Origin of the sequence: Devosia sp., assembly GCF_028290645.1 — a bacterium.
In the GTDB taxonomy this organism is placed as follows: Bacteria; Pseudomonadota; Alphaproteobacteria; order Rhizobiales; family Devosiaceae; genus Devosia_A.
Map to the genome: position 1 here is coordinate 1 of NZ_JAQGJL010000151.1, position 4,835 is coordinate 4,835.

General features: G+C 65.0%; 5 protein-coding genes. 2 read left to right on the plus strand and 3 right to left on the minus strand.

Going from position 1 to position 4,835, the window contains the following annotated elements:
• Positions 1-387: endonuclease/exonuclease/phosphatase family protein (locus JWQ89_RS08615; protein ID WP_299640130.1), on the plus strand; the 387-nt coding region annotated here is incomplete at its 5' end.
• A gap of 273 nt (positions 388-660) precedes the next feature.
• On the opposite strand, the gene JWQ89_RS08620 is transcribed toward JWQ89_RS08615, so the two are convergent.
• From JWQ89_RS08620 to JWQ89_RS08630, 3 genes are all read right to left on the minus strand, one after another.
• Positions 661-1,113: a cyclic nucleotide-binding domain-containing protein gene (locus JWQ89_RS08620; RefSeq protein WP_299640132.1), complete on the minus strand. Its 453-nt coding sequence runs from the start codon at positions 1,111-1,113 to the stop codon at positions 661-663.
• A gap of 312 nt (positions 1,114-1,425) precedes the next feature.
• The gene (locus tag JWQ89_RS08625) at positions 1,426-2,109 is read right to left on the minus strand and encodes a response regulator transcription factor (RefSeq protein ID WP_299640134.1); all 684 of its coding nucleotides are present in this window, start codon (positions 2,107-2,109) and stop codon (positions 1,426-1,428) included.
• 332 nt (positions 2,110-2,441) lie between these two features.
• Complete coding sequence (locus tag JWQ89_RS08630; RefSeq protein ID WP_299640137.1) at positions 2,442-3,080, minus strand: YggS family pyridoxal phosphate-dependent enzyme; 639 nt, start codon at positions 3,078-3,080, stop codon at positions 2,442-2,444.
• 139 nt (positions 3,081-3,219) lie between these two features.
• On the opposite strand from JWQ89_RS08630, the gene leuS reads away from it, so the two are divergent.
• Positions 3,220-4,835 (plus strand): leucine--tRNA ligase (gene leuS, locus JWQ89_RS08635; protein ID WP_299640136.1); only part of this gene is annotated, 1,616 nt, incomplete at its 3' end.

Here is a 4,835-nt window from a genome sequence, read left to right on the forward strand (position 1 = left end):
TTCGGCGAGCCGGCCTTCGCCCGCGGCCACTTGATCGCCGGCGACTTCAACATCGCGCCGCACGAAAACGACGTCTGGAGCCACAAGCAGCTGCTCAACGTCGTCAGCCACACCCCGATCGAGACCGAGACGCTCAACGCCATCATGACCGGCGGCAGTGGCTGGGTGGATCTGGTGCGCAAGCACATCCCGCATGACCAGAAACTCTATTCCTGGTGGAGCTACCGCGCCAAGGACTGGGAGGCCGCCAACAAGGGCCGCCGCCTCGATCACATCTGGGCCACCGCCGACATCGCCGCCCACACCACCGGCGCCGAAATCCTCCGCCCCGCCCGCGGCTGGTCCGACAAACCCTCCGACCACGTCCCGGTCATTGCAAGGTTTTAATGAGCAGCAGGCACTTGCGGGGGGCAACTGTCGCGATTGCCTGAGGTGAAAGAGCCGAAACAGACGGCCCCTCCCCATCTCTCCCCATAAAGGGAGGGTGCCGCATCCAGTGCGTGGCTCCATCTCACCTAACCCACCGGCGCGCACCTCCCGCTTTATGGGGGAGGCCGGGAGGGGGCCGTCTGCTTCAGTTCTTGCGTCTACCTCCCCTCGTAGGGAGGGATCAGGGGTAAGTATAGCCACAGCTGCGATGCCGAGAACGGCCAAAACCGCTCACTTCTTGAACGCGCCCCGCGCCCCCTCGATCGCCCCGAGATAGCTCGTCAGCTCGCGCCGGATCCGCTCCGCCGCCCGCCCCGCGAGGTCCGGGTACTGGTTGGCGAGCTTCATGAACGCCGTGCGCGGCACGAACAGCGTCTCTACCGCATCGACCGACTTGATCGTCACCGGCCGGGGCTTGGCCACCACCAGGGCCATCGCCCCCAGCACCGCGCCGACATCGTGGATCAGGTAGGGGTTGTTCTCGGCCCCGTCCTGAGTGCTCGACACCGTGCCCGACACCAGCACATGGGCGCCCTGCGGCACTTCGCCCGAGGCATAGATCACCGTGTTCGGGCGGAATTTCTTCCGCTCCGAGGCAAACGCCAGCAGGCGCCGCTGCTCGGCGTCGCAGATTTCGAAGAAATCCGCGCGTCCCAGGATCGTCGCCGCGTCGTCGAGTTGCATCCCGCCCCATTCCCGAGCCGAGGTCACTTTCCGAACGCACACGCGCCCGGTTCATGCCGCGGCACCCGATATAGAGCATTTCTACCGGCTGTCAGGAATGGATTTTGCCGCGTTGCGGACACAACAAAAGTTATGCACCGCCGCCCTCCAGGTCCGCCAAGCAGCACCCTCGCCCTTGCGGGCCGACAAAAGGCGGGGACGTCCACAGACCCCGCCCCACCCACCGCTGTCGAGTTAAGGAAGGACATCCGGGCTCGGAAACGCAACCCACCGGCGGCTTCCCGTGAAACAGTGTGCCGAAGCGTTACCGCCTCACGGCACCAGCCGATAGCCGCCCTCTTCCGTCACCAGCAGCCGCGCGTTTGACGGATCGCGCTCGATCTTCTGGCGCAGCCGGTAGATGTGGGTCTCGAGCGTGTGCGTCGTCACCCGGTTGTTGTAGCCCCACACTTCCTTGAGCAGGATTTCGCGGGTGATGGTCTTGGGGCCCTGCCGATAGAGATACTTGAGGATCGAGGTTTCCTTGTCGGTGAGCCGCACCTTGGCCCCGTCCGGCGCCTCGAGGAGCTTGGCCGCCGGCTGGAAGCTGTAGGGTCCGATGGTGAATACCACGTCCTCGCTCTGGTCGTGCTGGCGCAGCGAGGCGCGGATGCGCGCCAGCAGGACCGAGAACCTGAAGGGTTTCGTGACGTAGTCGTTGGCGCCCGATTCGAGCCCCAGAATCTCATCCGCGTCGCTGTCCTGCGCCGTCAGCATGATGATCGGGCTCTTGAAGCCCTCGCGGCGCATGATCTTGACCGCCTCGCGCCCGTCCATGTCGGGCAGCCCCACGTCGAGCAGCATCAGATCGACATGTGCGCCTCGCACCTTGCCGAGCGCCTCGGACGCGGTTTCCGCCTCGACCAGGTCGAACTCGCGATAGTGCGTGAGCTGCTCAACCAGGGTCTTCCGCAAGTCCGCGTCATCGTCGACAATCAGAATGCGCCGTCGATTCATGGTGTTACCCCAAGCCATAGGCTTTGAATTCCTGAGTTAGTCCAGGGCCTTCGAGGCCGCTAATCAAAACGGCGTGACACGCCCGTGAGAGAATGAACGTGATTTGACATCACTAAGTTTCATCCGATCGCGCCCATGGTGTTTAATCTCTTAGCCACGCGCTCCTGATGGCAAGCCGACCACGCTGCGGATTGTCCCGGGCGCGTGCCAAGCCGTCCGACGGCACTGCCCCGTGCCCGTCCTCGTCGCCGGTCCTATGGAGCCATAACGTCCCCGGCCGCCGGCCGTTGCAGGGCCGGCACTACCCGATCAATGGACCGAACCGGCAGCCTTCACACCCGCGTGCCGAACAGCGCGCTGCCCACGCGCACATGCGTCGCGCCCATGGCGATCGCCGTCTCGAAATCGCCACTCATCCCCATGGAGAGGTTCTTCACCCCCGCATCACGCGCCAGCGACGCCAGGTGCGCGAAATATGGCCCCGGCGGATCGGCCTCCGGCGGAATGCACATCAGCCCCACGACATCGAGCCCGTGCTCGACCCGGCAGCGCTCGACGAAGGCCACTGCTTCCCGCGGCGCGACGCCCGCCTTCTGCTCCTCGAGCCCGATATTGACCTGCACGAACACCGGCAGGCGCTTGTCCGCCCGCCGCATCTCCTCGGCCAGCACCCCGGCCAGCTTTTCGCGGTCGACGGTTTCGATGACATCGAACAGCGCCACCGCCTCGCGCGCCTTGTTGGTCTGCAGCGGCCCGATCAGGTGCAATTGTATGCCGTCATAGGAGGCCCGCAGCGCCGGCCATTTCTCCTTGGCCTCCTGCACCCGGTTTTCCCCGAATACCCGCTGCCCGGCGTCAAGAAACGGCCGGATTGCTGCGGCATCGAAAGTCTTGGAAACCGCGACCAGCTCCACCATCTCGGGAGGCGGCCCGAAGCGGCGGTGCGCCCTCTCGATGCGTGAACGGATCATTTCCAGGCGCTCGGGGGCGTTGTGCTGCGCGTTCTCCATGGCGCTCTCTGTTGACCGGTTAGCGGAATTCTGATGAAGGTCCGGTAGCCAAAAACCCCCATTAACGCAACGTAATCTGCGGCCTTAAGGACTTTGCGAAGTGACTGGTAGAACGACCGAGCGCTACAATCCGCGTGTCGAAGAGCCACGCTGGCAGAAGGCCTGGGAGGACAATCGGTCCTTCGTGGTCAAGTCCGATGATGCGCGCGAGCCCTACTACGTCCTCGAGATGTTCCCCTATCCCTCGGGACGCATCCACATGGGGCACGTGCGCAACTACACCATGGGCGATGTCCTCGCCCGCTACATGCGCGCCATGGGCCGCAACGTGCTGCACCCAATGGGCTGGGACGCGTTCGGCCTGCCGGCCGAGAACGCCGCCATGCAGAACAAGGTCCACCCCAAGAGCTGGACCTACGCCAACATCGCCGCAATGCGCAAGCAACTGAAGTCCATCGGGCTGGGCATCGACTGGACCCGCGAGTTCGCCACCTGCGACGTCGAGTATTATTCGAAGCAACAGAAACTGTTCCTCGATTTCCTCCGCGCCGGCCTCGTCACCCGCAAGAAGTCCAAGGTCAACTGGGACCCCGTCGACATGACCGTGCTCGCCAACGAGCAGGTGGTCGACGGCCGCGGCTGGCGCTCGGGCGCCGTCGTCGAGCAGCGCGAGCTGAACCAGTGGGCCTTCAAGGTCTCCGACTACGCCGAGGACCTGCTCGAGGCGCTCGACACGCTCGACCAGTGGCCCGAGAAGGTGCGCGTCATGCAGCGCAACTGGATCGGCAAGTCCGAGGGCCTGCGGCTGCTGTTCGAGCTGACGGCAGAGTTTCGACAGACGTTCAGGACCATCGAGGTGTTCACCACCCGTCCGGACACCATCTTCGGCGCCTCGTTCATCGCCATTTCCGCCGACCATCCGTTGGCGGCCGCGCTCTCGGACAACCCCGAGATCGCCGAGTTCATCGCCGAAACCCACCGCCACGGCACCGCCACCGAAACCATCGACAAGGCCGAAAAGCTGGGCATCTTCACCGGCTTGCACGTGAAGCACCCGGTCAAGCCCGGCGCCACGCTGCCCGTCTACATCGCCAATTTCGTCCTCATGGACTACGGCACCGGCGCCATCTTCGGCTGCCCCGCCCACGACCAGCGCGACCTCGATTTCGCCCGCCGCTACGGCCTCCCGGTCATCCCGGTGGTCCTCCCCGACGGCGCCGACTCCGAAACTTTCGAGGTCGAGTCAGAGGCTTACACCGGCCCCGGCCACATCTATCACTCCGATTTCCTCGACGGCCTCGACATCGAAACCGCCAAGAAGCGCATCGCCGAGTACTTCGCCCAACGCACCGTCGACAACCGCCCGCAGGGCACCGTGGAGGTCAACTATCGCCTGCGCGACTGGGGCATCTCGCGCCAGCGCTACTGGGGCTGCCCGATCCCGGTGATCCACTGCGAGAACTGCGGCGCGGTGCCCGTGCCGGACAAGGACCTGCCCGTCGTCCTCCCCGAGGACGTGAGCTTCGATCGCCCCGGCAACCCGCTCGACCATCACCCGAGCTGGAAGCACGTCGCCTGCCCGCAATGCGCCGGACCGGCCGTGCGCGAAACCGACACCATGGACACCTTCGTCGACAGTTCCTGGTATTTCGCCCGCTTCACCGAGCCCCATGCCGAGGCGCCTACCGTTCCGGCCATCGCCAGCGCCTGGCTGCC